This is a genomic window from Endozoicomonas sp. ALB032, from assembly GCF_049310125.1.
Classification (GTDB): Bacteria; Pseudomonadota; Gammaproteobacteria; order Pseudomonadales; family Endozoicomonadaceae; genus Endozoicomonas_A.
In genome coordinates this window covers 1,257,841-1,280,247 of the sequence record NZ_JBLYNW010000001.1, presented here as the reverse complement: position 1 = coordinate 1,280,247, position 22,407 = coordinate 1,257,841, and the positions used below count along the sequence as shown (strand labels likewise).

The following is a 22,407-nucleotide window of genomic DNA, read 5'->3' as shown; positions in this document are numbered from 1 at the left end:
CCCGGGTTTTTTCCTGTAAAGTGCCATTGTGTGGAAAATCCAGGGAGGATCCGGTTATGCATCTGAGGGCTTCAGTTAACTTATTACCCACCCAGCTAAACCAGGCATCAACCGATGAGCTGTCGGCTTATGGTTGTCAGGACAACCCTCTCAATGAGAATAACCGGGTCAACCGGTCCGGACATCGGATTTTCAGCGATACCTTCACCAGGCTCGATAGCCGGACCATTGCACAGTTTGAAAGTCTGACGCTTTCTTCCCCTGACCTTGAAGAGCCTGAAGACGATCTGTCAGATTTACTGCAATCCTATGAGGTGATTTCAGAGTACCCTGAGATAGATTCAGCCCTCAGGATCATATCTGGACTGGCTGTCCCATCTTCAGCCCGGCCTGTTTCTGTCATGTCTGAACATCACTTGGTTTTAAGGCCGCGTTTATTAGTACCTGAGCAGGTCTGGAAGCAGAAAGAAATACAAAAGGAACCTGAAGCTCAGAAACAACAGGGCAGTTTGGCAGAAGAGACGGAAACCCCGGCAGAGCAGACAACAGAACAAAGAGAGCCGAAAGAAACTCCGGTGATTGATGTGCTGACCGGTCTGCCCGCAGAAGAGCTTGAAAATAAAGTCTGGGAGTTTCTGGTCAAAGTTGTCGGTATTGCCTCCCCCGCAGGCAAAACCATTAAGGGGGCTGCAACCCTTGTCGTCTCAAAGGAGAAAATAGAGAAGCTTCAGACAGGGCTTAAGAATATCCTGAAAGGTCAGGTTCATTATGAAGTCAGTGAAAACATAGGACGTCGTATGCTTCAGCTGTCAAAGGTTTGTGGTTCTACCAGTCCATCACTGCCAGTACTGACTCTGTTGGGGTACACCATTCCGGGCTACCGGATTGTACCGGCCATGCTGACACTCTGGCGACTCAAGGATTTCAAGGATGAGATGGCTGCGTTGTACTACGACCAGAATGCCATGCCTGTGTTGACGGACTTTACCTTGAGCTGGATGCCAGCTTTATTATCCAGTCTCTTCTAACGACTTGGCAAAAGTCGATAGAGGCTGATAGTCTTTCTGGCAATAAAACCGGACTGACTGACCTGCCTTTTATGAAACCTATTCGTTTACTCGATACCCGACTTGCTAACCAGATTGCTGCCGGTGAGGTGGTTGAACGTCCCGCATCGGTTGTTAAAGAACTGTTGGAAAACAGTCTTGATGCCGGTGCCAAACGAGTGAATGTCGAGGTAGAAAATGGTGGTGTCAAATTGATCCGTATTCGTGATGACGGACATGGCATTGCCAAAGATGATCTGGCACTGGCTCTGTCGCGACACGCCACCAGCAAGATTTCTGAACTGGAAGATCTGGAAGGTGTCGGGACTCTGGGCTTTCGTGGTGAAGCCCTTGCTTCGGTCAGCTCGGTTTCACGCTTAACATTAACGTCACATGTTGATGGTCAGGAGTCTGGCTGGCAGGTTCGTACCGAAGGGCGTGACATGGAGGCTATTGTTAATCCGGCACCTCACCCCGTGGGTACGACGATTGAAGTCAAGGATCTGTTTTTTAATACCCCTGCAAGGCGTAAATTCCTGCGTACGGAAAAAACCGAGTTTTCCCATCTTGAAGAAGTCGTGAAGCGTCTGGCCCTGTCCCGGTTTGATGTTGGGTTTGGTCTCAGACATAACCAGCGCAGTATTCATCAGCTAAGACCCTGTAACACTCAGGCTGAGAAAGATCGCCGGGTGGCTTCCCTGTGTGGTCCGAAGTTTATTGAAAACTCGGTGATTGTTGATGTTAATGTTTCCGGGCTCAAGCTTTGGGGCTGGGTAGGATTGCCAACGTTTTCCCGTTCCAGTGCTGATCTTCAATACTTCTTCGTCAATGGCCGGGTGATCAGGGATAAACTGGTCGCACACGCTGTTCGTCAGGCCTATCGCGATGTTCTCTATGGCGGCAGGCATCCAACCTTTGTCTTGTATCTTGAGCTTGATCCGGCGCTGGTGGATGTCAACGTTCACCCCACCAAGCATGAGGTTCGATTCAGGGATGGTCGAACCGTCCATAATTTTCTGTTCAGTACCCTGCATCGTGCTCTGGGAGAGGTGTCTCCAGAAGATCAGTTGCCACCAGCCGCTCTCTCTTCACAACCCCAGGCCCGGGCTTCAGGTGTTGAAGGTGGCGAGTTCAAAAGTCAGGAAAGTATGCCGCTGTCGCCAGCTCCAGCAACCGCTTCCCATTCTTATGGTGCGTCTTCCGGGCAGCCATCAGCATCGGCAGGTGCAAGACAGGCAAGAGAAACACCTCAGCCAGATCAGATTCAGAAGCAGATTCAGGTCTACAGTGAACTCTATGCTTCTGGTGCCACTGAGCGAAGCTCTGTCCAGGAAAGTCAGCCACTGGCCGTCAATGATGCGCCAGCTGCTCAGCCTGCATCTGTTAATCTGCCAGAGCAGACAGCAGATATACCCCCCTTGGGTTTTGCCATAGCGCAGCTGAAAGGTATTTATATTCTCTCTGAGAACGAGCAGGGGATGATTCTGGTGGACATGCACGCTGCTCACGAGCGCATTACTTACGAGCGGATGAAAGTTTCCTGGCATGCCGATGGTATTAAAGCCCAGCCCCTGCTGGTGCCAAAATCAATAGCTGTCAGCGATCGTGAGGCGACCTGTGCAGAAGAGAATTATGAGTACTTCAAAAAGCTTGGATTGGCCCTCGAGCGAATGGGGCCGGAAACGCTACTGGTTCGACAAGTGCCGGTCATGCTTCACAACGCTGATGTTGAAAAGCTGGTTCGTGATGTTTTGTCAGATCTGATGCAGCACGGTGACAGTGATCGTGTGGAAAGTCAGATGAATGAAGTGCTGGCCACCATGGCCTGCCATGGTTCGGTAAGAGCTAACCGTCGTCTTTCCATCGAAGAAATGAACGCTCTGCTCAGGGATATGGAGCAGACGGAACGCAGTGGACAGTGTAATCACGGAAGACCTACCTGGACGTTATTGACACTGGATCAGTTGGACAAACTGTTTTTACGAGGGCGTTAGGAGCCGATACTCACACAGCCGTCATTCCCGAATAAGAGCGTGTCGCAAAACGCTAACAATTCGTTCCCACGCTGGGACCCACAGGGCCTGAAAGCATGGGAACCAGAGGTCTTGCGACAGCCTCAGAAGCGGGAATCCAACATTCGTTGTACTCCTGCTTTCGTGGGGGTGGCGGAATGTGAGTAAGTTAACGATATAAGGCTCAGACGCACTAGATCGACCAGGAAATACCCAGTTGCAAGGCCTGATAATCGGTCTGATGGTCATCAGCCTTGCTGAACTGGTAGCTGCCGTAAACTTCCACGTCGTTTGTCAGGCTGTGCCCTACTCTTAACTTCATTCGCCAGGCATCTTTGCTACTGATATCAGCGGGTAAATAGGCCATCCGGGGAGTTAATTTCTGTCGCAGTTGAATGGTTCTCAAGTCGTCATCATTGAGATCCCTGTTGTAGTCAATCTGAATACCAAGACGTGTTTTGTCGTTTATCGCATCCAGAAAAACACCTGCTGCGGCATTTTTGAAATCCAGCTCCTGATCACCGAATACCATAGAGGACAAGTTATTTTCGGACTCGGTAAAACCGTCGACCGATGATTTATGATAGCTGGCGGAAACAATAGGGCCTACCTTTAGCCGTCCATTGTCGTATAGTGCATAGCCTGCGTCCATGGTTAAACCATAGAGTTTGCCCGAGCTGGAGCTGCTTTCTTTGCGTGTCAAGGCACCCAGATGGAAACCACGCTTGTTGTCGTAATCGAGGTCAAGATAGTTCAATGCCGTATTGGAAAAAAACCTTTCCCCCTGATAACTGGTAAAAAGGCTGCCACCAATACTGTTGGTTTTATAGTCGGACTGCTCAGGTTTGTAGTGTGTTTCAGCGCCCTGTAAGGCGACACCCAGCTTGAATTCTTCTGTCAGTTGGTAGTGTAGGCCTGCATGGATTACGAAACCCTTATTGTCATTGGCTTTCCTGGCAACAGCGTCATAAATCTGGCTTTCTGCGCCGGCTCCGCCACCAAAGAATGACAGGGTACCCGGCTCTGTGTCTTTCCAGCGATGCAGTGCCAGCTCATTAAAAATACTGCTGTCCAATGTGGTTGAATGAGAGTCTGCGATTCTTGGCAGGCTGCCGACTACGGTAGCCGCCCTGATGGCTGACAAAATGTAATCGCTCCCTATTTTGTGCATAGCGCTGCTGGGGTGCAGGCCATCCCAGAATATGGACTTCTGTGCAACCCCGGTGATGATGCGATCTCTATCGTCTCCGCCCATAACTGTAGCGGGATCGGGCTTTTCGCAGGGTACGCCTGTGGGAACGCCTGCAACCATACAGGTGATGTCTGCGTTTTCAGGGGAAAGATCAACAAAACCAAAGGCTGCCGGGTTATCGGATACCTCTTTCACCAGACCATACAAATTCAGATAGAAGATATTGGCAGTGGACTTCTGGAGTTCTGTGAGGACGGCATCATCAATCGATTTGCTGACCATTCTGAGTTGATCACGCGTACCAGCCAGCAAATGTTCTCCTCCCGGCGTTTCTCCAAGGTTGGGAACATTGAGCATAATGATATAACGAGCGCCATAGCTATGGAGTGCATTGGCAGTGCCTACAAGGTCCTGAGCGGCTTTCAGGGGAGTTCGTAAGTTGTTTGTCACGAATTCAACATCATTGCTACCGCCCAGAATCATGTACATGGCTTTTTTATCTGCCTGTCCATGGCTTCTCATGAAGAAACTGTCTTGCGTCTGGTTCTTGAAAAAATCCAGATTTAAAGGCACATAGGGGGTATCTGACGTGACGGATAAAAGGATTTCCTCACTGGAGTTGCCACTCACGGAAAAATTATTGCCGCCATCCATAGAGGGGCGAAAATCAAACCCCATTGTGCCGGCAATATTCTGGTTGTATAAAGTGTTGTCTGAGAACTTTAATGGAACCAACCGTCCGGCATAAGGGACTTTCAGATTGCCGGTATCTGAAATACTGTCTCCAAAACTATAAAACTGACTATAAATTTCATTAGCTTTTACAGGGGATAGCATTAAGGAAAAGGCTGCTACTGAGAGTACTTTTCGGTAAGAGGGTGATAAAAAGGGGACTGCTTTCATGATAAACCCGTGTTTCTGATCAGTTTGTGTCAGTCATTCCATTGTTTGTGTGTTCCAAAAAAAATTGAGTAGCCTGTCCGAGAATAGACTACCTTGGTGTGGCAGCAACAATTGGTAAAAAAATTTTTAACATCTTCGCTTAGACTTGCGGAACTCTTTGGTAAGTTTTCAGTCCAAAGCTTTTGATCATGGGAAGGCTTCGGGTACACTCAGCTCCCCGTTTTTTCTGATAACGCATTATTTTTCTGTTTATGGCATCCGAACCGCTTTCTTTTGAAGAAAAACAGCCACAGACTCTTTCTTCTGAAGAAATACAGCCACCGGCTATTTTTCTGATGGGGCCCACTGCATCGGGCAAAACGGATCTGGCTATCCAGCTGGCGGAGAGACTGCCCTGTGAGTTGATCAGTGTTGATTCGGCACTGGTCTACAGAGGCATGGATATAGGAACGGCCAAGCCCTCTGCACAGGAACTGGCAAGGGCTCCTCATCGGTTGATTGATATCCGGGACCCTTCCGAGCCATATTCTGCAGCTGACTTCCGTGAGGATGCTCTCAGGGAAATGACGGAAATTACTAATAAGGGAAACATACCTCTCCTTGTGGGAGGTACCATGCTCTATTTCAAGGCGCTTCGAGACGGTCTGGCAACTTTGCCAGCGGCAGATGCCGGGATCAGGGAAGCGTTGATGAGAAGGGCTGAGTCTGAGGGCTGGCAGGCGCTCCATGACGAGCTTCAGACAGTTGATCCTGTAGCCGCTCTTCGTATTAAACCGACGGATACTCAGCGTCTGCAAAGAGCTCTGGAGGTCTATTATGCCACAGGCAAGGTGATTTCCCGTTGGCATCAGGAGCAGGCAACCAGTCGACTGCCTTATAATCTGGTGAATCTGGCCATTGCTCCCGGGGATCGATCAGTGCTCCATCAGCGCATTGAAACCCGCTTCAAACTTATGCTGGAGCACCATTTTGTGGATGAAGTCAGGGCTTTATACGAGCGGGGAGACCTGGATATTTCCCTGCCTTCTATCAGGGCGGTTGGTTATCGTCAGGTTTGGGGGTATCTTCAAGGAGAGATGGACTATTCCACCATGCTGGAAAAAGGGATAATCGCTACCCGACAACTGGCCAAGCGACAGTTGACCTGGCTCAGAAGCTGGCCTGATATTCATTGGCTGGACAGTTTGTCGAAAAACCGGTTGGAAGATGCCTTGAAATGGCTGAAGCCCGTCCTTAAATAAGGAATAATAAGAAAGTGATTTCTGTACAAGTCTCCTGACCTCAGCTTTGTATTGGTTAAAGCATTAACAAAGTGCATTGGAAAAGGCTGGTACGTGAGCACCTGCAATAGTTTCTGCAGGTCCGGTATGAGTAGCTAGTATTACCTATTGATGGCAGTGTGGGGCATCGCTTACTGTTGCCCAGCTAAATTTCTGGGCTGTACACAGATTGAACAATCAGGTACTGGCACTGCCGGTCGAGCGAATAGCCCAACTAGAAGTGAACAATGGCTATTCAAAACCCGAGAATTAATAAGGAGTACAGAAATGTCAAAAGGGCATTCTCTACAAGACCCTTACCTTAATGTGCTGCGTAAAGAGCGCGTGCCGGTTTCTATTTATTTGGTAAACGGCATTAAACTCCAGGGACAGATCGAGTCTTTCGATCAGTTTGTAATCCTTCTGAAAAACACCGTTAGCCAGATGGTTTACAAGCACGCAGTATCAACTGTAGTGCCAAGCCGCCCGGTTCGACTGCCAATGCAGGGTCAGGAAGGTATGGGCGAGCACGACGAGCAAGAATAAGTTTTGCTGATTGATTAAAAGGCGCTTTTATAGCGCCTTTTGACGTTTATGAGTTTCATAAACAGGTCGTGTACGATTGAAACATTTTAAGCATGAAAATTGTTTTATGGAAAAAACAGCTGTGTAGAAAAATAACCGGGCAGTATACTATTGGGGCTGGCAGTCTGTTTTAATGGTCAATTCAGACCGTCTCAATATTTCCTGTTCTGTTAATGAATGGTTAATAACCCCTATCGAAAGAAAATAATTTCAGGAGTTTTGTTTGTTTTTTGAGCGCCATGAAGGTGGTGAAAGTGCAATCCTTGTTCATCCGGATATGAGTGAAGACAAGGAACGGGAAGATCCGCAGGAATTCATGGAGCTGGTTCGTTCTGCAGGTGTTGAAACCCTTGCTTTTATCACAGTGAATGTCCGGTCTCCTTCTCCCCGCTATTTTGTCGGTCCCGGTAAAGTTGAAGAAATCCGTCAATCTGTGCTTCAGCACAAAGCCGAAGTCGTTCTGTTTAACCATGCCCTGTCACCCAGTCAGGCCAGAAACCTTGAAAAAGAACTGGAATGCCGTGTCATTGACCGCACCGGACTGATACTGGATATTTTTGCCCAGCGTGCCAGAACCTTTGAGGGTAAGCTGCAGGTTGAATTGGCTCAGCTTGAATATATGAGTACCCGCTTAATCCGCGGCTGGACTCACCTTGAAAGACAGAAAGGGGGGATTGGTCTGCGGGGGCCGGGTGAGACCCAGCTGGAGACCGACCGCAGATTGCTCAGGGCAAGAATCAAAAGCATCACCCGTCGTTTGGAAAAAGTTCGTAAACAGCGTGACCAGGGACGGCGTTCCCGAAAGAGGGCAGAAGTGCCGCAGGTCTCTCTGGTAGGTTATACCAATGCGGGCAAGTCGACATTATTTAATAGCATGACTCAGTCAGACGTTTATGCACAGGATCAGTTGTTCGCAACACTGGACCCAACGTTGAGAAGGCTGGATCTTGCTGATCTGGGGCCTGTGATCCTGGCAGATACGGTTGGATTTATTCGACACCTGCCTCATAAACTGGTGGAAGCCTTTCGGGCGACACTGGAGGAAACCCGTCAGGCAGATTTGCTGTTGCACGTGATCGATGCCCATGATCCGGAGCGTCTGGAAAATATCAGGGAAGTGCATGAAGTTCTGAAAGAAATTGATGCCAATGAACTACCCATTCTTCAGATTTATAACAAGATTGATCTGCTGGCTGAGGTGGCGCCAAAAATCCAGCGTGATGATAATGGACAACCTGAAAGAGTCTGGGTCTGTGCAAAAGACGGTGCAGGTCTGGAGTTAATCGGTCAGGCCATCACCGAATTGCTGGGCAATGATATGATTCAGGGGCGTCTGATGCTTCAGGCCAATCAGGGAAAAGTGAGGGCACGCTTGTACCAAATGGGTGCTATCCAGACAGAAGAGTATTCTGACAAAGGTGAACTGTTGCTGGATATCCGCATGCCAAGAAGTGACTTCGAACGGGTGGCAAAACAGGAAGGTTTACAGACAGGTTGTCTGATTGAAGGGTAGGATTATTGTTAATGAATAGTCAGCAAGGTGTCAGGAAGTTGCGGCGATTACTAATATGAGCTTGCACTTCCTGCTCTCCAAACTCTACAATCTGGCCTAGGAGCCTGATGGACTTAAGACTGTCCTACTGGGGTTGCTTAAGTCGGACAGGCTCCTGGAGGACTTTGTGACTCAGGGCGGTTTCGTACTCAAAAGTTTTGGTCCGATGGGCTCCCGGAGCGACACAATCAGCCTTGGTCTGTCGCCGAAAGTTGTGGTATCCGGATTTGCTGAATGTTCACTGTTTCAGTCAAGCCTTTGGTTCACACGACCGGAAAGACGCCATGCCTGTCCGGGCAAGGTCAGGTTCACATATCTGTCAGGCCGATCGCCTTATGGATTTTACGCACTGCTGTAAAGAGAGTTACCCTGTCGTTGCGACAAAGGTCAGCTTTACAGCGAAATAGTTTGCTCACAGAGCCAGTTTGGACGATGCAAGTCCTGACGCACCAGCTGGGCAAAGAATTCGTTACTGACTCTACGGAGACATATATGGCCTGGAACGAGCCGGGTGGAAACAGCCAGGATCCATGGGGTAGTGGAAATAATAAGGGTGGTGGCAAAAATCAGGGACCACCTGATCTGGATGAAGCATTCCGCAAACTGCAGGACAAACTGAACTCAATGTTTGGTGGTGGCAAGAGTGGAGGTGGTTCAGGTAAAGGGAGCAGTAATTCCGGTTCCTCCTCAGGAATGTTTATCGGAATCATTGTTTTGGCAATTGTTGCCTACCTCTGGAACGCAATTTACACCGTCGATGAAAAAGAGCGCGCCGTTATTCTGCGCTTTGGGGTATATACCGAGACCGTTGGTCCGGGTCTTCACATATACTTCCCGCCCTTTGAAAGCAAGTTTCTGGAAAAGGTGACCGAACTCCGTACCTATAACCTGAGACAGCAGATGCTGACTGAAGACGAAAACATTGTTGAAGTCTCCATGTCTGTCCAATACAACATTGAAGACGTTAAAAATTATGTTCTGAATGTTGCCAAGCCTCTGATGAGTCTTGAGCAGGCCACCCAGAGTGCGCTGCGTCATGTGGTCGGCAGCTCCGAGATGTACCAGGTACTGACCCAGGGACGTGAAGTTCTGGGGCAGGAAGTTCGTGCCCGTTTGCAGGAATACCAGGAAAACTATGGGACGGGTCTGCGCATCGGTAAGGTCAACATTGAAAGTGCCCAGCCTCCAAAAGAAGTTCAGGCTGCTTTTGATGACGTAATTCGTGCACGGGAAGACGAGCAACGTGCCAAGAACAAGGCGGAAGCTTACGCGAACAAGATTATCCCTGAAGCGCGTGGTAAGGCTCAGCGGACCATTGAGGAAGCTAATGCTTACCGTGATGAAGTCATTGCCAGGGCTGAAGGTGAATCAGATCGTTTCTCCAAGCTGTTGACAGAGTACAAGCGTGCACCTGAAGTGACACGTGAGCGTCTCTACATCGAAACCGTTGAAGAGGTCCTGAAGGGTACCAGCAAGGTGCTGGTGGACGTCAAGGGTGGCAACAATATGATCTACCTGCCACTGGATAAATTGACCCAGGGCAAGTCATCCATGCCAGCCCAGCCAGCTGAGCTGAGCAGTCAGGATTTGACTGACATCAGTAATCGCGTTGCAGAGGAGTTGAGCAAGCGAGTGAACAGTGCACGAAGCAGTGGGAGGGTTGGTCGATGAGTCAGAAAGGTTTTACAGCTCTGATCGCTGGTCTGGTCATCCTGGTTCTGGCCTGGAGTTGTCTCTTTGTCATCAGCGAGCGTGAGCGTGCAGTGCAACTGCGTTTTGGTCAGCTGGTGAACCCTAACCTGAAACCGGGTCTGCATTTGAAATTCCCGTTTGTAGACAACGTGCGTATTTTCGATGCCCGTCTGCAACACCTCGAAGTGCCATCAGAACGTTTTCTGACACTGGAACAGAAAGCGGTTATTGTGGACTCTTACATCAAGTGGCGAATAGCGGATGTCGCCAAGTTCTACAAGGCGACAGCCGGTGACATTTATCGTGCCAACACGCTGCTTTCCCAGCGTGCTGAATCCAGAATGCGTAACAAGTTTGGTGGTTTGACACTGAATGAAGTGGTATCCGGTCAGCGTGACAAGCTGATGAATGATATCACCAGCAACCTGGATAAAGTGGCCAGAGAAGAGCTGGGTGTGACTGTTGTGGATGTCCGGGTTAAAAAAGTAGACCTGCCACCTCAGGTCAGTGACTCGGTCTTCGAACGTATGTCTTCCGAGCGTGAGAAAGAGGCTCAGGAATACCGCTCTAAAGGTCAGGAAATGGCTGAAGGTATCCGTGCTAATGCGGACCGGGAACAGCGCGTTATTCAGGCAGATGCCTACAAGGACGCAGAGATTGTTCGAGGTGATGGCGATGCCAAGGCGGCAGAAGTTTATGCCGGGGCTTACCGTCAGGACCCTGAATTTTACGCATTCTATCGTAGCCTTCAGGCTTATAAAGAGTCCTTTGACAGTAAAGGCGACATCCTGTTGCTGGAACCGGATAATGATTTCTTCAACTATCTGAACAGTCACTCAGGTAGCAAAAAGTAAGCGGACAGTTTGCCGGGCAGGGCATTGCGGAAGTTCGGATGAACTGAAGCAGTGCCTCTGCCCTTGATGGCTGACCAGAGACCTGTGAGTATGTTGCAACCTCGGCCCATAGCCTGCCTATTGCCTTCGGCTTCTTCACGGGGTGAGGGATCCCCTCTTATCCTGCACAGCGAAACAGGCTACGAATAGAAGCTCTTTAGGGGGCAGTTTCGTAAGGAATCCTGATATAAAAGGGTGAGTGGCTACTCGCCAGCAGATATAGCTGCAAGCTTATTAACTCAAGCTGAATGATTCCCGGCTTCACTCCCGTCATTCCCGCGAAGGGGGCCGTCGCAAAACTCTAACAACTCGTTCCCAAGCTCTGAGGCTGTCGCAAAAGCCCAACAAGCTCTGCGTGGGAATGCATACCTCCCCTGAAAAGCTGACTCTGCAGCGCGAGATGGGTATCGGTTCCCACGCTGCAGCATGCGAACCAGAGTTTTGCAACAGCCTCCCTCGCGGGAATGACGACTTCCTTCGCGAGAATGTCGAACTCCTACTTAGCGACCATCATGATGTTGATTTTGAACTGACCAAAGTCTCAGTTGGTGTGATCCAGACAGACAACCCAGTTTCCTTTGGTCACCATCTTTGCCAGTCAATGGGTGCGTTGCACGAAAGCTGACTGCTTGAGGTAATAGGCTTGCAGAATACTTGCTATCGGTCACCTATTCACCCTTTCATACCAAGCTTTGTCTCGAAATCGTCCGCTACAGAGGAATAGGAAGTTAGCAGAATTGTGGTAGATATTTTGGCGCTCGCATACTGCCCAGAAAACTGTCTGTGAGGAAAGTTCCTGAAAGAACATTAGGTGGTTAGACGAAAGCACAACAACCATCTCTTGTCATACGATAATGAGATGGTTGTTTTAGCTGAATATGAGTTAAATAGCGGAGCTATTTTAAAAACTCTATATTTGAGGAAGATTATATCTTTGCTCTATTGAGCTTCTAATATCATTTCGGTCTATTTTTTTAAGGGTACCTAGGAAGTCTCTAAAGGTAACAGGTCGACGAGAGCCTCGCTTCCATTGGTGCAGCATTGCCATCACCTTTTCAAAAAGTTGTCTGTTATCATGATCTATAGCCTCTAATTGGGGTTCTCTAAAACCTGCTTCCGTACGTCTGGCAAACATTTTCCATTTAGTACCTATCAAGTAACCATAGTCTACGAATACTTGTTCTGGTAAAGGTGAGTCCAGAGTGTATCCTGTTGTTTGCTCACGCTGGGGTTCTGCCGCTGTTTGCATAGCAGCATGCGCTCCACTGACAGGTGTGGATGACTGTTCCTGAGCCAGTTCATCAGCCAATTCTCTGGGAATCTCGCCAAAGACGAAAAACATACTGTTTAAGAACGCATTTTTTTGCTCTGAACTGGTTGAGTTCAGTAAATTAATAAGTTCTTTTCTGGCAGTCTTGGCAAAATAAAGGAAAAGCTGACGTTGATCCTGAGTAAGTTTGTGGATGAACCCGCCACATTCCGTGAGTGTTGTGCTTAAAATAGCCAAGCCGGTGAATACAGCCATAACTTGTTCAGGTGTGGATGGATTATTGTCAGAAATATAAAATCCAAGGCCATAAAGTGCTTGAGATTGCAAATTCCTTTCTAATTTATGTATGTTAGATGGAGTAATAAAGGCGTGTTGTCCAAAACCCCAGGGGATAATATCTAGCTGACCATCCCTATAATTCGGAAAGCCAAAACTATAATCCTTAAACAGTTCTCTGGATAACTCGCCTAAATATCTGAATGTGTCATAGTTCGAAGGAACCGTTTTCTCTGCCAGTAAATCACTGGTTTGTTTAAATACTTGATAAATAAAATTCATTAATTCTTTTTTCTTTTGGCTATCTACTTGTGAATATACGAGATTATATAACTCGTTATATGTCGCAAGATGATTGCCTATAAGCTCACTGGCTAATTTGTTTTCTGTGAATTGATCCAAAAAGGCCTGGGTCTCAAATATGTCCCGGTGACGGGCCAGTGTCTTAACAATTCTTGCTATTTCAACATGCTTGTCGATTCCATGATTCTTGGCCAGTACACCGACCTGTAGAATCAAGTTACCAGCAGATATCGAACCTCTGGAAAATTTAACCCAGTACTTGTGAAATTTTTCCAGAGTCTCTTTATGCTGTAAAATATTTTCAGTTAGAAGGTTATAAAGTTCATACTTTTTGTAGAAATGGCTGGAGTGAAAAATATCCGACTCTCGTCTTTCATAGACCAGTTCACCGAGCCATCGTGTTAGTCTGATCGCTGAGGTATCAACCCACTCTGCCACGGCTACCGGTATTTCCTTACTTGTTACAATAGGAGGCGGTTCGCTGAGACCCCGCTCAAATGCAACCATGCCAGCATTAGCGCAGTCAAAGCACATATTGTTAAAGACTACAGGTTTTTGTCTCTGACAATTTTGGCAATACACGTTGTTGGGTGCCCCGCCGGAACCATCGTCTTCCCCATTTCCGCTTTCACCGAAGAGGCGTCGATTATGATGACTGTAGGCCTCCTGAGATTGCCTGTAGGAGGGAGGTTTCAGATCAACTCTGGCATCTTTTGCAGCGGTTTCAGTACCTTTCGGGCAACTTATCCCCGTTGGACAGCTGCCCGGAAATACTGAAACACTAATTAATTGCTTAGGGCTTAAAATGAACTCTTGTTCTGTATAAACACGATAGTCTTCTGTCTGTTCCGGGTTGTTGCTCTGGTAATGATCAAATGCTGCTTCCGGATTATCCGGATTCCTGAGCAATGCCATAAAAAGTCGCGGATTCCGCTCAAGGTTTGCACCCTTTATCTTATTCCACAGATGTTGTGAAATAAGGATGGTCTGCTCATTCCAGCCACGCTTGATTTTGAGAACAATCCGGGTATCCCAAACTCGTTTCTTAACAGCCTGACCGTTAGTGTCGGGGAGACGCACCAGGACCATTCTACTGACCAGTTCACTCATCAGTTCAAAAGAGTAAAGGGGAGCCATACCACCTCCCGGCCTTTTTTTAAATAAATCGTCTGAATCATCGCCGCCACCAAAACCGCCACCGCCGGAGTTTGTGTATAGCTCGCTGTTATCTGCGGTCTCAGGGGTTTGAGGTACTACAGAAGGCCCATTGAAACGGCTGGTATCGTCAGGATTATTGAACCCGTTTTCCGGAACCTGAGGGTTACGGAAAAAAATATCGACAAATGATAGCTTTTTATTGTCGGAAGTATTGTTACCAGAAGTGTTGCCACCGGAAGGTGACGGTAGACCGGTGCTTTGTGAAAAAATACCACTACACTCTGGTTGTATACGCCATGCATTATTGTCTTGAACCGACAGGACCAACGAGGCTTTACCAGCCGGTAAACGCCATCTGGCTAAATATTCATGTTGCCAGCCACCACTGTCTGGTGTCAGTTCGACCACTCTCATTCCTCCGGCCTGAATATCAGGCATACCCTGCCCTGTTAAAGCCTCTGTAATTACTGGTGGGGAGGGAAAATTTCCTGCGGATAACGAGGGAGGGGTTCTGAAACAAAAATGAAAGATATCGCCTGCTTTGCTATTCAGGCGGATATAAAGCTGATTTTTTTCCAGTTCAATTGTCTTGCCTTTATCATCAGCAGTTTTAAGATCGTAAACAAGGTGAAGAGACGGATTGTTCTCTATAAACGACATTTTATTAATAAATTCTGTTGTCTTCGGGGATTTGAAGGAGTCCCCCCATCCCGCCCAGCTCAATAGATCGGAAACAGCAGAACTATGACCGGAGACCGGCAAAATGACCGACAGAGCGAATAACAGAAACAGGCGAGCCATAGTGAGAAATCTTTTTACTTTCATAATTGAATTTGCCCATAGATTTTTATTGTTGAGGCATAACAATAGACCCTAAATCTGAAGCTGTATTATTTATCTCCCATCTGTTCATGTTCAACGTGCCAGCTCAGAAGAATTGCACGGGAAGACATAAACGGTAATTTCACGTTTTTTGTGTTTTTCAAAATCGAAGCTATCCTGTTTCATGGCTTAAGAATTTTGGGAATGAAGAAAAGATACAGAGGCGATCTATTCTGATCGCAGGCGACTGATTATGCTTCTCTTGCGCAGGTACAGTTGTAGTTGCGAGTCCTGTCTGCTGATAGAGCCTGTCGTTCAAAGCTGTCGTTTATCAATTATTGGCAATTTTGTTAACATATTTGTCGGCGTCGGGGATACAAAAATGGCAATGCGCCATCCAGAATCAGCGGTAGAGTGAGGGCCTTGATTGAGTTTCATTATATCCGGATGATCGCTTCCCAACGGACAGGCTCACAAAAAGCGGGTTGCGATCTCTGACGATGAAGAAATGAAACAGTGCTTTTGCTCTTGCCGGTTGATCAGAGACTGATAAATTATCGACTACTGGTCGTGAAGTCTGCTTCAGCCAGTGGTATGATACCGCAAACCGGGTTCTGCCCGGTTTTTTTGTGGACCTGTCCGGACTAAAAGCTTTGGGGAGTCATCCTGTGGATATGTTGCAACATCTGGGCATAGCCTTGAGTCTGATGCTGGTTCTGGAAGGCGTCTTGCCTTTTTTGTATCCCCAGCGCTGGCGCAATATGGTCACAAAGTTGTCAGAGATTGATAACCGGCAGCTGCGCATGGCAGGTTTTGGCAGCATGTTGGTAGGACTCATAATTCTGAGTATGCTCACGTAAAAGCGGAATAGTTTATCGCTCCAGGAGCCTGTCAGGCTTGAGTTGTCCGCCTCAGGACAGCCTTTAGTCCAACAGACTTCTGGCACAGTGGTAAAAGCGAAAAAAAGAGGGCTGTTATGACCGTCGCAGATCGCTGGTTATTGCCAGATGGCATTGAGGAAATTCTTGCTCCACGAGCACGTCAGGCAGAAATGCTTCGTCGTGAGATGCTGGATTTATTCGATTGCTGGGGCTACGAGCTGGTGATTCCTCCTCATCTGGAGTTCATGGAGTCACTGACAGCTGGTCTGGGCCGCGATCTGGAGTTGCAGACGTTTAAAGTAACAGATCAACTCACGGGTAGAACGATGGGGTTAAGGGCGGATACCACGCCAGCTGTTGCCAGAATTGACGCCCACACCCTGAAAGCAAAAGGGCCGGTTCGACTTTGCTACGCGAGCAGCGTGTTTCACACTCGTTCAGCGTCGTTGGGAGCCACAAGGTCGCCCATTCAGCTGGGTGCCGAACTTTATGGTCATGGCGGCGTCGAGAGTGATATTGAAGTCATTTCCCTGATGCTGGAAACACTGGCAGCGATCGGTATTGAGTCTGTGAACCTCGATCTGGGTCATGTGCGGATCTATCGTTCACTGGTGGAGTATGCCGGACTGAGTGAACAGCAGGAGCAGAAACTGTTTGATGCTCTGCAAAGAAAAGCGGTGTGTGAAGTATCTGAACTGCTGGCCAGCTGGCAAATCTGTTCGGGCACCGCAAAGATGTTTAAAGCGCTGACATCCCTGACAGGTCATGCCAGTGTCATCAATGATGCCCGTGCGGTACTGAAGGACGCGCCTGAGGCTGTTTTCGAAGCGCTCGACCAGCTGGAAGTGATTGCCGGCAAGGTCGCTGAGCTTTACCCGTCAGCTAACCTCTACCTCGATATGGGTGAGTTGCGCGGTTATAACTATCATACAGGCGTCGTGTTTGCTGCGTATGTTCCCGGAAAGGGACAGGCGATCGCCAAAGGCGGCCGATACGACGGCATTGGGCGGATCTTTGGCAGAGCCCGCCCTGCTACCGGTTTCAGTACAGACCTGAAGACGTTAATTGAGCTGAAGAGCCTTCCGGGTCTGAAAACGGATGCCAGTGACGAACGAATGACGATATTTGCCCCTGTTGCTGCAGATCCTGCTGTTGTAAAGAAACTGCGTCGCCAGGGACAACGGGTAGTTTACCAACTGCCTGAACAAGAGACAGACGCTGCAGGCACGGGTTGCGACCGGCAGCTGGTCTGCCGTGACGGAGAGTGGGTTGTAGAATAACCCGGAAGTCTGATCGAAATTGATTTCAGTTAAACTTCTCCGGCCTGTCACAGATGCATGAGAGTCGGTTCAGAAAATGTTTTGAACTGAACTTTGTCATGTCTGTTTATTTTAGAAAGTAAGAGACCGTTTACCATGGGTAAGACTGTTGTCGTACTCGGCACTCAATGGGGTGACGAAGGTAAGGGCAAAATCGTTGACCTGCTGACTGAGCAGGCAGAAGCGGTTGTGCGTTTCCAGGGCGGCCATAATGCCGGCCATACATTGGTGACCGACGGTGAAAAAACCGTTCTGCACCTGATTCCTTCCGGTATTCTGCGCGAAGGCGTTGTATGCTACATCGGTAATGGCGTAGTTCTGTCTCCTGAAGCTCTGCTGAAAGAGATTCACAAGCTGGAAGAAGGTGGCGTTCCTGTTCGTGAACGTCTGCGAATCAGCCCGTCCTGCCCCCTGATTCTTCCTTATCACATTGCCCTGGACCAGGCCCGTGAATTGGCACGAGGCAAGGACAAAATCGGTACCACCGGTCGTGGTATTGGCCCTGCCTACGAAGACAAAGTAGCTCGCCGTGGACTGCGTGTTGCCGATCTTCTGCATCCTGAGCGTTTTGCCCAGAAACTGAAAGAAGTCATGGAGTACCATAACTTTGCTCTGGAGCACTACTACAAGGCTGATACAGTAGATTTTCAGAAGACTCTGGATGAAGCACTGGCCATGGGTGAACAGATCAAACCTATGATTGAGCGTGTGACCGACAAGGTTCATGAGCACCATGGCAAAGGGGAGAACATTCTGTTTGAGGGGGCTCAGGGCTCTCTGCTGGATATTGATCACGGTACCTACCCATTCGTCACTTCGTCCAACACCACAGCTGGTGGTGTTTCTACCGGCAGTGGTTTTGGCCCTCTCTATCTGGACTACGTTCTGGGTATTACCAAGGCTTACACGACTCGTGTCGGTTCTGGTCCTTTCCCGACCGAGCTGTTTGACGATGTGGGTATGCACCTGGCCAGGAAAGGCAATGAGTTTGGTGCGACCACTGGACGTCCCCGTCGTTGTGGCTGGTTTGACGCTGTGGCTCTGCGTCAGTCTGTTCAGATCAACTCCGTATCCGGTCTCTGTCTGACCAAGCTGGATGTTCTGGATGGCCTGCAAACGATCAAGATCTGCACCGGCTACAAGAATGCCCGGGGTGAGTCCATTACGACCCCTGTGGATGCAGAAGAGTACGAAGCAATTCAACCGGTGTATGAAGAAGTGCCCGGCTGGAGTGAGTCTACATTTGGTGCCAGGAGCCTGAATGATCTGCCGGAAAATGCCCGCGCCTACATCCGCCGTCTGGAAGAAGTGGTGGGAACACCTGTCCATATCGTTTCTACCGGCCCGGATCGTGTAGAAACCATTATTCTGGAACAGCCTTTCGGCTGATCCAGTCCCCCGCCGGATTTACTGGCGGCGGGGGCTTCTTCGCCATCAGAACCTGTAAGAAACACCGGCCATGTAAACCAGTGGGTCCAGTTCTGCGTCCAGCTTGTAGCGGTTTCCAGAGTCGTCCCTGAACTTCGCTGTGGTATTGATGTCCATATACCATACAGCAGCATTCACGGCCCAATGCTCGTTCAGTTGATAGTCAAAGCCCAGTTGTCCACTCAGGCCCAATGAACTGTCCAGTTCCAGATCGCTGTAGATATCACTGGCGGAGCCTTTGAAATCTTCACTGAAGAAAACGGTGTAGTTCAAACCAAGTCCCAGGTAAGGCTGGAACCTGGCGTTTTTGTCCATCGGGTAGTATTGCAGGCTCAAAGTCGGTGGTAAGTGTTTAACTTCGGCAAAATCTCCCAATCCTGCCAGATCACCTTTTCCTTTCAGAGTGTGTTTGAACGGTGTCGCTGCCAGCAGTTCAACACCAAACTTATCCGACAGCATGTAGGTAAAGGAGAGTCCCAGCTGGGTGTCATTGTTGACGTCAACTGTTGCGTTCTTGTTCTCATCCCCGTTGACTTCCAACCCCCCGCTGTCAACATCCGTCTGAACACTGGCTACTCCGCCCCGGAAAATAAAATCTCCGGCCTCATAAGCCTGGGCAGAGGTAGCAGAAACAGCAATAGCTGCAGCAATGGTGAGTGAGAGAACGTTTCTGTTCATGGTGGTCCCTTGCATGTGGTTGCAAAAAAAGTTTCTTTGTTAACTATTAACAGTTTAATTAATTGCTTGTCGTACAATATTGATCTGAATCAATGCATAGCCGTGTCTGCCAACGCATATACGGTAGGAATTCTGTTGAAAGTGTGGGCATACTAAGCAAAGATGCGCGCTAGGAGCCTGACCGAGAATAGCGCCCGTAGCGAGGACGGCAGAAAATTGAGGATGAAAATTCGGTTTTGTGAGGAGAATAGCGAGCTATTTGACGAACAAAAGCGGATTTTCAGACCAATTTGCTGCCGCCGCAGTAGGGCAGACTATTCTCGGTCAGGCTCCTAGCAGTCTGTCGGACTTAAGCGTCCGTAGCGAGGATTGCAAGAAATTGAGGATAAAAATCTCTGTTTCTGAGGAGAATAGCGAGCTATTTGACGAAGAAACAGGGATTTTTAGACCAATTTATTGCAACCGCAGTAGGACAGTCTTAAGTCCGACAGGCTGCTAGTTACCCGGAGTAGGGTTACACTGCATACAGACATTATGTGATCACAGAGAGGTTAATAAACTCTATGCCCAAAAAAGGGTGGAAAGAACTGGACTCCCAGGCTGCTGATGAAGCAGCTCGCTACGACAACCCGATTCCCAGTCGTCTTTTTATTATGGAGACTCTGGAAAAGAGAGGGGCTCCGGCAAGCCATAAGTTACTGTGCCGTGAGTTGGGTGTAACTCTGCCTGAGCAGCAGGAAGCTTTGTTATTCCGCCTTAAAGCTATGATTCGTGATGGTCAGCTACTGGAAACCCGCAAGGGAACCTACGGTCTGTTGAGTAAAATGGATCTGATCAAAGGGCGTATTCAGGGTAATAAGGACGGCTATGGATTCCTGATTCCTGATGAGGGCGGCGAAGATTACTACCTCTCATGGCGTGAAATGCGCAAGGCTTTTGATGGTGATCGTGCGGTCATTCGTGAAACCGGAGTGGACCGCAGAGGACGACTTGAAGGTCAGATTGTTGAAGTCATAGAGCGTAATACCACCCAGTTGGTGGGTCGCTTTTACATAGAAAACGACAATGCTTTTGTCGTACCGGAAAACTCCAGAATTGGTCGCGAAATTCTCATCAAGCCGGGCCCTTTGATGCCCAGCCATGGGCAGTATGTTCTGGTTGAAATCCTTGAGCAGCCTGGCCGACGTGTTCAGCCGTTGGGCCTGATCAAAGAAGTGTTGGGTGAACGACAAGATGCCGGAATGGAAGTGGACGTTGCATTACGCACCCATGACATTCCTCATGAGTGGCCTCCTGAAGTGGAAGAGCAGGTGGCCCGGTTCAAGCCGGAAGTGGCTGAGCGGGACAAAAAGCACCGTGTTGATCTGAGAGAGACGCCTTTCGTTACCATTGATGGCGAAGATGCCCGTGACTTTGATGATGCAGTCTACTGTGAACCCAAAAAAAGCGGCGGCTGGCGTTTATTTGTAGCCATTGCTGATGTTTCCCATTACGTGAAGCCCGGAACAGCACTGGACAAAGAAGCCTATAACAGGGGCACTTCTGTCTACTTCCCGGGACATGTTATTCCCATGTTGCCGGAAGTATTGTCAAACGGGCTCTGCTCTCTGAATCCTGAAGTGGATCGTCTGGCCATGCTGTGCGAAATGACCATCAGTGGCAATGGAAAAATTTCCGGTTACAAGTTCTACGAGGGTCTGATCCGCTCCCATGCCCGTCTGACTTATACCCAGGTTTGGGAAATGCTATCAAAGCCACTCAGTGATGAGGGCAAGGCTTTACGTCGCGAACGAAAAGCGGTTCTTCCCCATGTAGAAGAACTCTATGACCTGTTCAAGGTTCTGAAAAGTATTCGTTCTGACCGTGGCACTATTGATTTTGAAACGGTAGAAACACAGATCGTTTTCGGTCGTAACCGAAAAATCGAAAAGATTGTCCCTGCTGTCCGCAATGACGCGCACAAACTGATTGAAGAATGCATGCTTTGCGCCAATGTCTGTGCGGCCAAATTCCTTCAGAAACACAAGATTCCCGGGCTCTATCGCGTGCATGAAGGGCCTACTATGGAGAAGCGGCTCAATCTGAACAGCTTTATTGCCAGTCTTGGCTTATCGCTGCCTGCTGGCAAGCTGAAGCCCGCTCACTTTCAGGCTTTGTTGGCATCGGTTAAAGATCGCCCCGATTACAATGTGATCCAGACAGTGGTCCTGCGTTCTATGAGTCAGGCCGTGTACACTTCGGATAATCAGGGGCACTTCGGACTGGCTTTTGACGAATATGCGCACTTCACTTCGCCGATTCGTCGTTATCCTGATCTGCTGGTGCACAGGGCTATCCGTCATATTATTCGCTCTTCTGTTGAAACCCGGCATGTTGTTCGCGTGGGTGCCAGAGAGATGAATAAAAAGACCATTTATCCCTATGATGGCAGTGAAGTGCTGGCCATGGGAGAGCACTGTTCTGCGACAGAACGCCGGGCAGACGAAGCTACACGGGATGCTATGGATTGGCTGAAGTGCGAGTACATGCAGCAGCATATCGGACAGACGTATTCCGGTGTCATTTCGTCCGTTACAGGCTTTGGCCTGTTTGTCGCCCTGGATGATATTTATGTAGAAGGTCTGGTACACGTCACTAGCCTTCCGGATGATTATTATCATTACGACGCTGTTCATCATCGTATGGTGGGTGAAAGAACCGGCAGAAGTTATCGATTAGGTGATGATATCGAAGTCATGGTGGCCAGCGTCAATCTGGATGACCAGAAAATTGATTTCGAATTATCCACAGGTACTGCGCAGAGACCTTCACGTTCCCGCAAATCGCGAAAAAGCCCCTCAAAAGGTGGCAAGCCATTAACCAGTGTGGCCAAGAGTCGGGCCGCAAAAAGAGCTTTACTGGATGCAGCAAAGTCTGAAGAATCGGGCAAGAAAACTACAGGTAAAAAGAAAAAACCCACTCGCAAGCAAAAAACCAGGGCTAAAAGTACCGGCAAGAAGTCCGGTAAATCCTCAGCCGGTAAGAAGCCAGAAACGAATAAAAAGTCGTCTGCAAAACCGGCCGACAGACAGCCGAGAAAGAGAAAGGCTAAGTGATTTGAAAGCGGTCAGGCGGCAATTTCCAATTTGACGCCTAATG

Annotated in this window: 15 protein-coding genes; 12 read left to right on the top strand and 3 right to left on the bottom strand. The window is 48.7% G+C overall.

Features of this window, described 5'->3' with window-relative positions:
• Positions 1-56: 56 nt before the first annotated feature.
• Positions 57-1,028 (top strand): hypothetical protein, encoded by a 972-nt coding sequence (locus tag ACO6VG_RS04070; protein WP_422472836.1) that lies wholly within the window; start codon positions 57-59, stop codon positions 1,026-1,028.
• Positions 1,029-1,099: 71 nt separating this feature from the next.
• The gene (mutL, locus tag ACO6VG_RS04065; protein WP_422472834.1) at positions 1,100-3,040 is read left to right on the top strand and encodes a DNA mismatch repair endonuclease MutL; all 1,941 of its coding nucleotides are present in this window, start codon (positions 1,100-1,102) and stop codon (positions 3,038-3,040) included.
• A gap of 211 nt (positions 3,041-3,251) precedes the next feature.
• On the opposite strand, the gene ACO6VG_RS04060 is transcribed toward mutL, so the two are convergent.
• A complete protein-coding gene (locus ACO6VG_RS04060; RefSeq protein ID WP_422472832.1) occupies positions 3,252-5,087 on the bottom strand; it encodes an autotransporter domain-containing protein in 1,836 nt (611 codons plus the stop codon).
• A gap of 317 nt (positions 5,088-5,404) precedes the next feature.
• Here ACO6VG_RS04060 and miaA point away from each other — a divergent pair, with 317 nt between their 5' ends.
• The 6 genes from miaA (at position 5,405) to ACO6VG_RS04030 (ending at position 11,759) form a co-directional block, all read left to right on the top strand.
• Positions 5,405-6,394 (top strand): tRNA (adenosine(37)-N6)-dimethylallyltransferase MiaA, encoded by a 990-nt coding sequence (miaA, locus tag ACO6VG_RS04055; RefSeq protein ID WP_422135703.1) that lies wholly within the window; start codon positions 5,405-5,407, stop codon positions 6,392-6,394.
• 306 nt (positions 6,395-6,700) lie between these two features.
• Complete coding sequence (gene hfq / locus ACO6VG_RS04050) at positions 6,701-6,958, top strand: RNA chaperone Hfq (protein ID WP_317144701.1); 258 nt, start codon at positions 6,701-6,703, stop codon at positions 6,956-6,958.
• Positions 6,959-7,220: 262 nt separating this feature from the next.
• Positions 7,221-8,510, top strand: a complete 1,290-nt coding sequence (gene hflX / locus ACO6VG_RS04045; RefSeq protein ID WP_422135702.1) for a ribosome rescue GTPase HflX — start codon at positions 7,221-7,223, stop codon at positions 8,508-8,510.
• Between the two features lie 531 nt (positions 8,511-9,041).
• On the top strand, positions 9,042-10,220 hold the full coding sequence (gene hflK / locus ACO6VG_RS04040; protein ID WP_422135701.1) for an FtsH protease activity modulator HflK: 1,179 nt from the start codon (positions 9,042-9,044) through the stop codon (positions 10,218-10,220).
• Positions 10,217-11,095, top strand: coding sequence for a protease modulator HflC (gene hflC, locus ACO6VG_RS04035; protein WP_422135700.1), 879 nt, complete (start codon positions 10,217-10,219; stop codon positions 11,093-11,095). Before hflK ends, hflC begins: the two co-directional genes overlap by 4 nt.
• 400 nt (positions 11,096-11,495) lie before the next feature.
• Positions 11,496-11,759, top strand: a complete 264-nt coding sequence (locus ACO6VG_RS04030; RefSeq protein ID WP_422472830.1) for a hypothetical protein — start codon at positions 11,496-11,498, stop codon at positions 11,757-11,759.
• Between the two features lie 285 nt (positions 11,760-12,044).
• Here the strand turns inward: ACO6VG_RS04030 and ACO6VG_RS04025 are convergent, their stop codons facing one another.
• Entirely contained in the window at positions 12,045-14,966 is a 2,922-nt protein-coding gene (locus tag ACO6VG_RS04025; protein WP_422412072.1) for a death domain-containing protein, read from the bottom strand.
• Between the two features lie 671 nt (positions 14,967-15,637).
• On the opposite strand from ACO6VG_RS04025, the gene ACO6VG_RS04020 reads away from it, so the two are divergent.
• From ACO6VG_RS04020 to ACO6VG_RS04010, 3 genes are all read left to right on the top strand, one after another.
• Positions 15,638-15,823 (top strand): DUF2065 domain-containing protein, encoded by a 186-nt coding sequence (locus ACO6VG_RS04020; protein WP_317146501.1) that lies wholly within the window; start codon positions 15,638-15,640, stop codon positions 15,821-15,823.
• A gap of 116 nt (positions 15,824-15,939) precedes the next feature.
• Positions 15,940-17,124, top strand: a complete 1,185-nt coding sequence (locus ACO6VG_RS04015) for an ATP phosphoribosyltransferase regulatory subunit (protein WP_422135697.1) — start codon at positions 15,940-15,942, stop codon at positions 17,122-17,124.
• A gap of 135 nt (positions 17,125-17,259) precedes the next feature.
• Entirely contained in the window at positions 17,260-18,552 is a 1,293-nt protein-coding gene (locus tag ACO6VG_RS04010; protein ID WP_422472828.1) for an adenylosuccinate synthase, read from the top strand.
• A gap of 45 nt (positions 18,553-18,597) precedes the next feature.
• Here ACO6VG_RS04010 and ACO6VG_RS04005 read toward each other — a convergent pair whose 3' ends face one another.
• Positions 18,598-19,269, bottom strand: coding sequence for an OmpW/AlkL family protein (locus ACO6VG_RS04005; RefSeq protein WP_422472826.1), 672 nt, complete (start codon positions 19,267-19,269; stop codon positions 18,598-18,600).
• Between the two features lie 563 nt (positions 19,270-19,832).
• Here ACO6VG_RS04005 and rnr point away from each other — a divergent pair.
• A complete protein-coding gene (rnr, locus tag ACO6VG_RS04000) occupies positions 19,833-22,364 on the top strand; it encodes a ribonuclease R (protein WP_422472824.1) in 2,532 nt (843 codons plus the stop codon).
• Positions 22,365-22,407: the final 43 nt, after the last annotated feature.

Excerpts from the sequence above, each read along its gene's own strand:
- ACO6VG_RS04070 (WP_422472836.1), top strand. The coding sequence starts at position 57 with ATGCATCTGAGGGCTTCAGTTAACTTATTACCCACCCAGCTAAACCAG.
- mutL (WP_422472834.1), top strand. The coding sequence starts at position 1,100 with ATGAAACCTATTCGTTTACTCGATACCCGACTTGCTAACCAGATTGCT.
- ACO6VG_RS04060 (WP_422472832.1), bottom strand. The coding sequence starts at position 5,087 with ATGCTATCCCCTGTAAAAGCTAATGAAATTTATAGTCAGTTTTATAGT.
- miaA (WP_422135703.1), top strand. The coding sequence starts at position 5,405 with ATGGCATCCGAACCGCTTTCTTTTGAAGAAAAACAGCCACAGACTCTT.
- hfq (WP_317144701.1), top strand. The coding sequence starts at position 6,701 with ATGTCAAAAGGGCATTCTCTACAAGACCCTTACCTTAATGTGCTGCGT.
- hflK (WP_422135701.1), top strand. The coding sequence starts at position 9,042 with ATGGCCTGGAACGAGCCGGGTGGAAACAGCCAGGATCCATGGGGTAGT.
- hflC (WP_422135700.1), top strand. The coding sequence starts at position 10,217 with ATGAGTCAGAAAGGTTTTACAGCTCTGATCGCTGGTCTGGTCATCCTG.
- ACO6VG_RS04030 (WP_422472830.1), top strand. The coding sequence starts at position 11,496 with ATGCATACCTCCCCTGAAAAGCTGACTCTGCAGCGCGAGATGGGTATC.
- ACO6VG_RS04025 (WP_422412072.1), bottom strand. The coding sequence starts at position 14,966 with ATGAAAGTAAAAAGATTTCTCACTATGGCTCGCCTGTTTCTGTTATTC.
- ACO6VG_RS04020 (WP_317146501.1), top strand. The coding sequence starts at position 15,638 with ATGTTGCAACATCTGGGCATAGCCTTGAGTCTGATGCTGGTTCTGGAA.
- ACO6VG_RS04015 (WP_422135697.1), top strand. The coding sequence starts at position 15,940 with ATGACCGTCGCAGATCGCTGGTTATTGCCAGATGGCATTGAGGAAATT.
- ACO6VG_RS04010 (WP_422472828.1), top strand. The coding sequence starts at position 17,260 with ATGGGTAAGACTGTTGTCGTACTCGGCACTCAATGGGGTGACGAAGGT.
- ACO6VG_RS04005 (WP_422472826.1), bottom strand. The coding sequence starts at position 19,269 with ATGAACAGAAACGTTCTCTCACTCACCATTGCTGCAGCTATTGCTGTT.
- rnr (WP_422472824.1), top strand. The coding sequence starts at position 19,833 with ATGCCCAAAAAAGGGTGGAAAGAACTGGACTCCCAGGCTGCTGATGAA.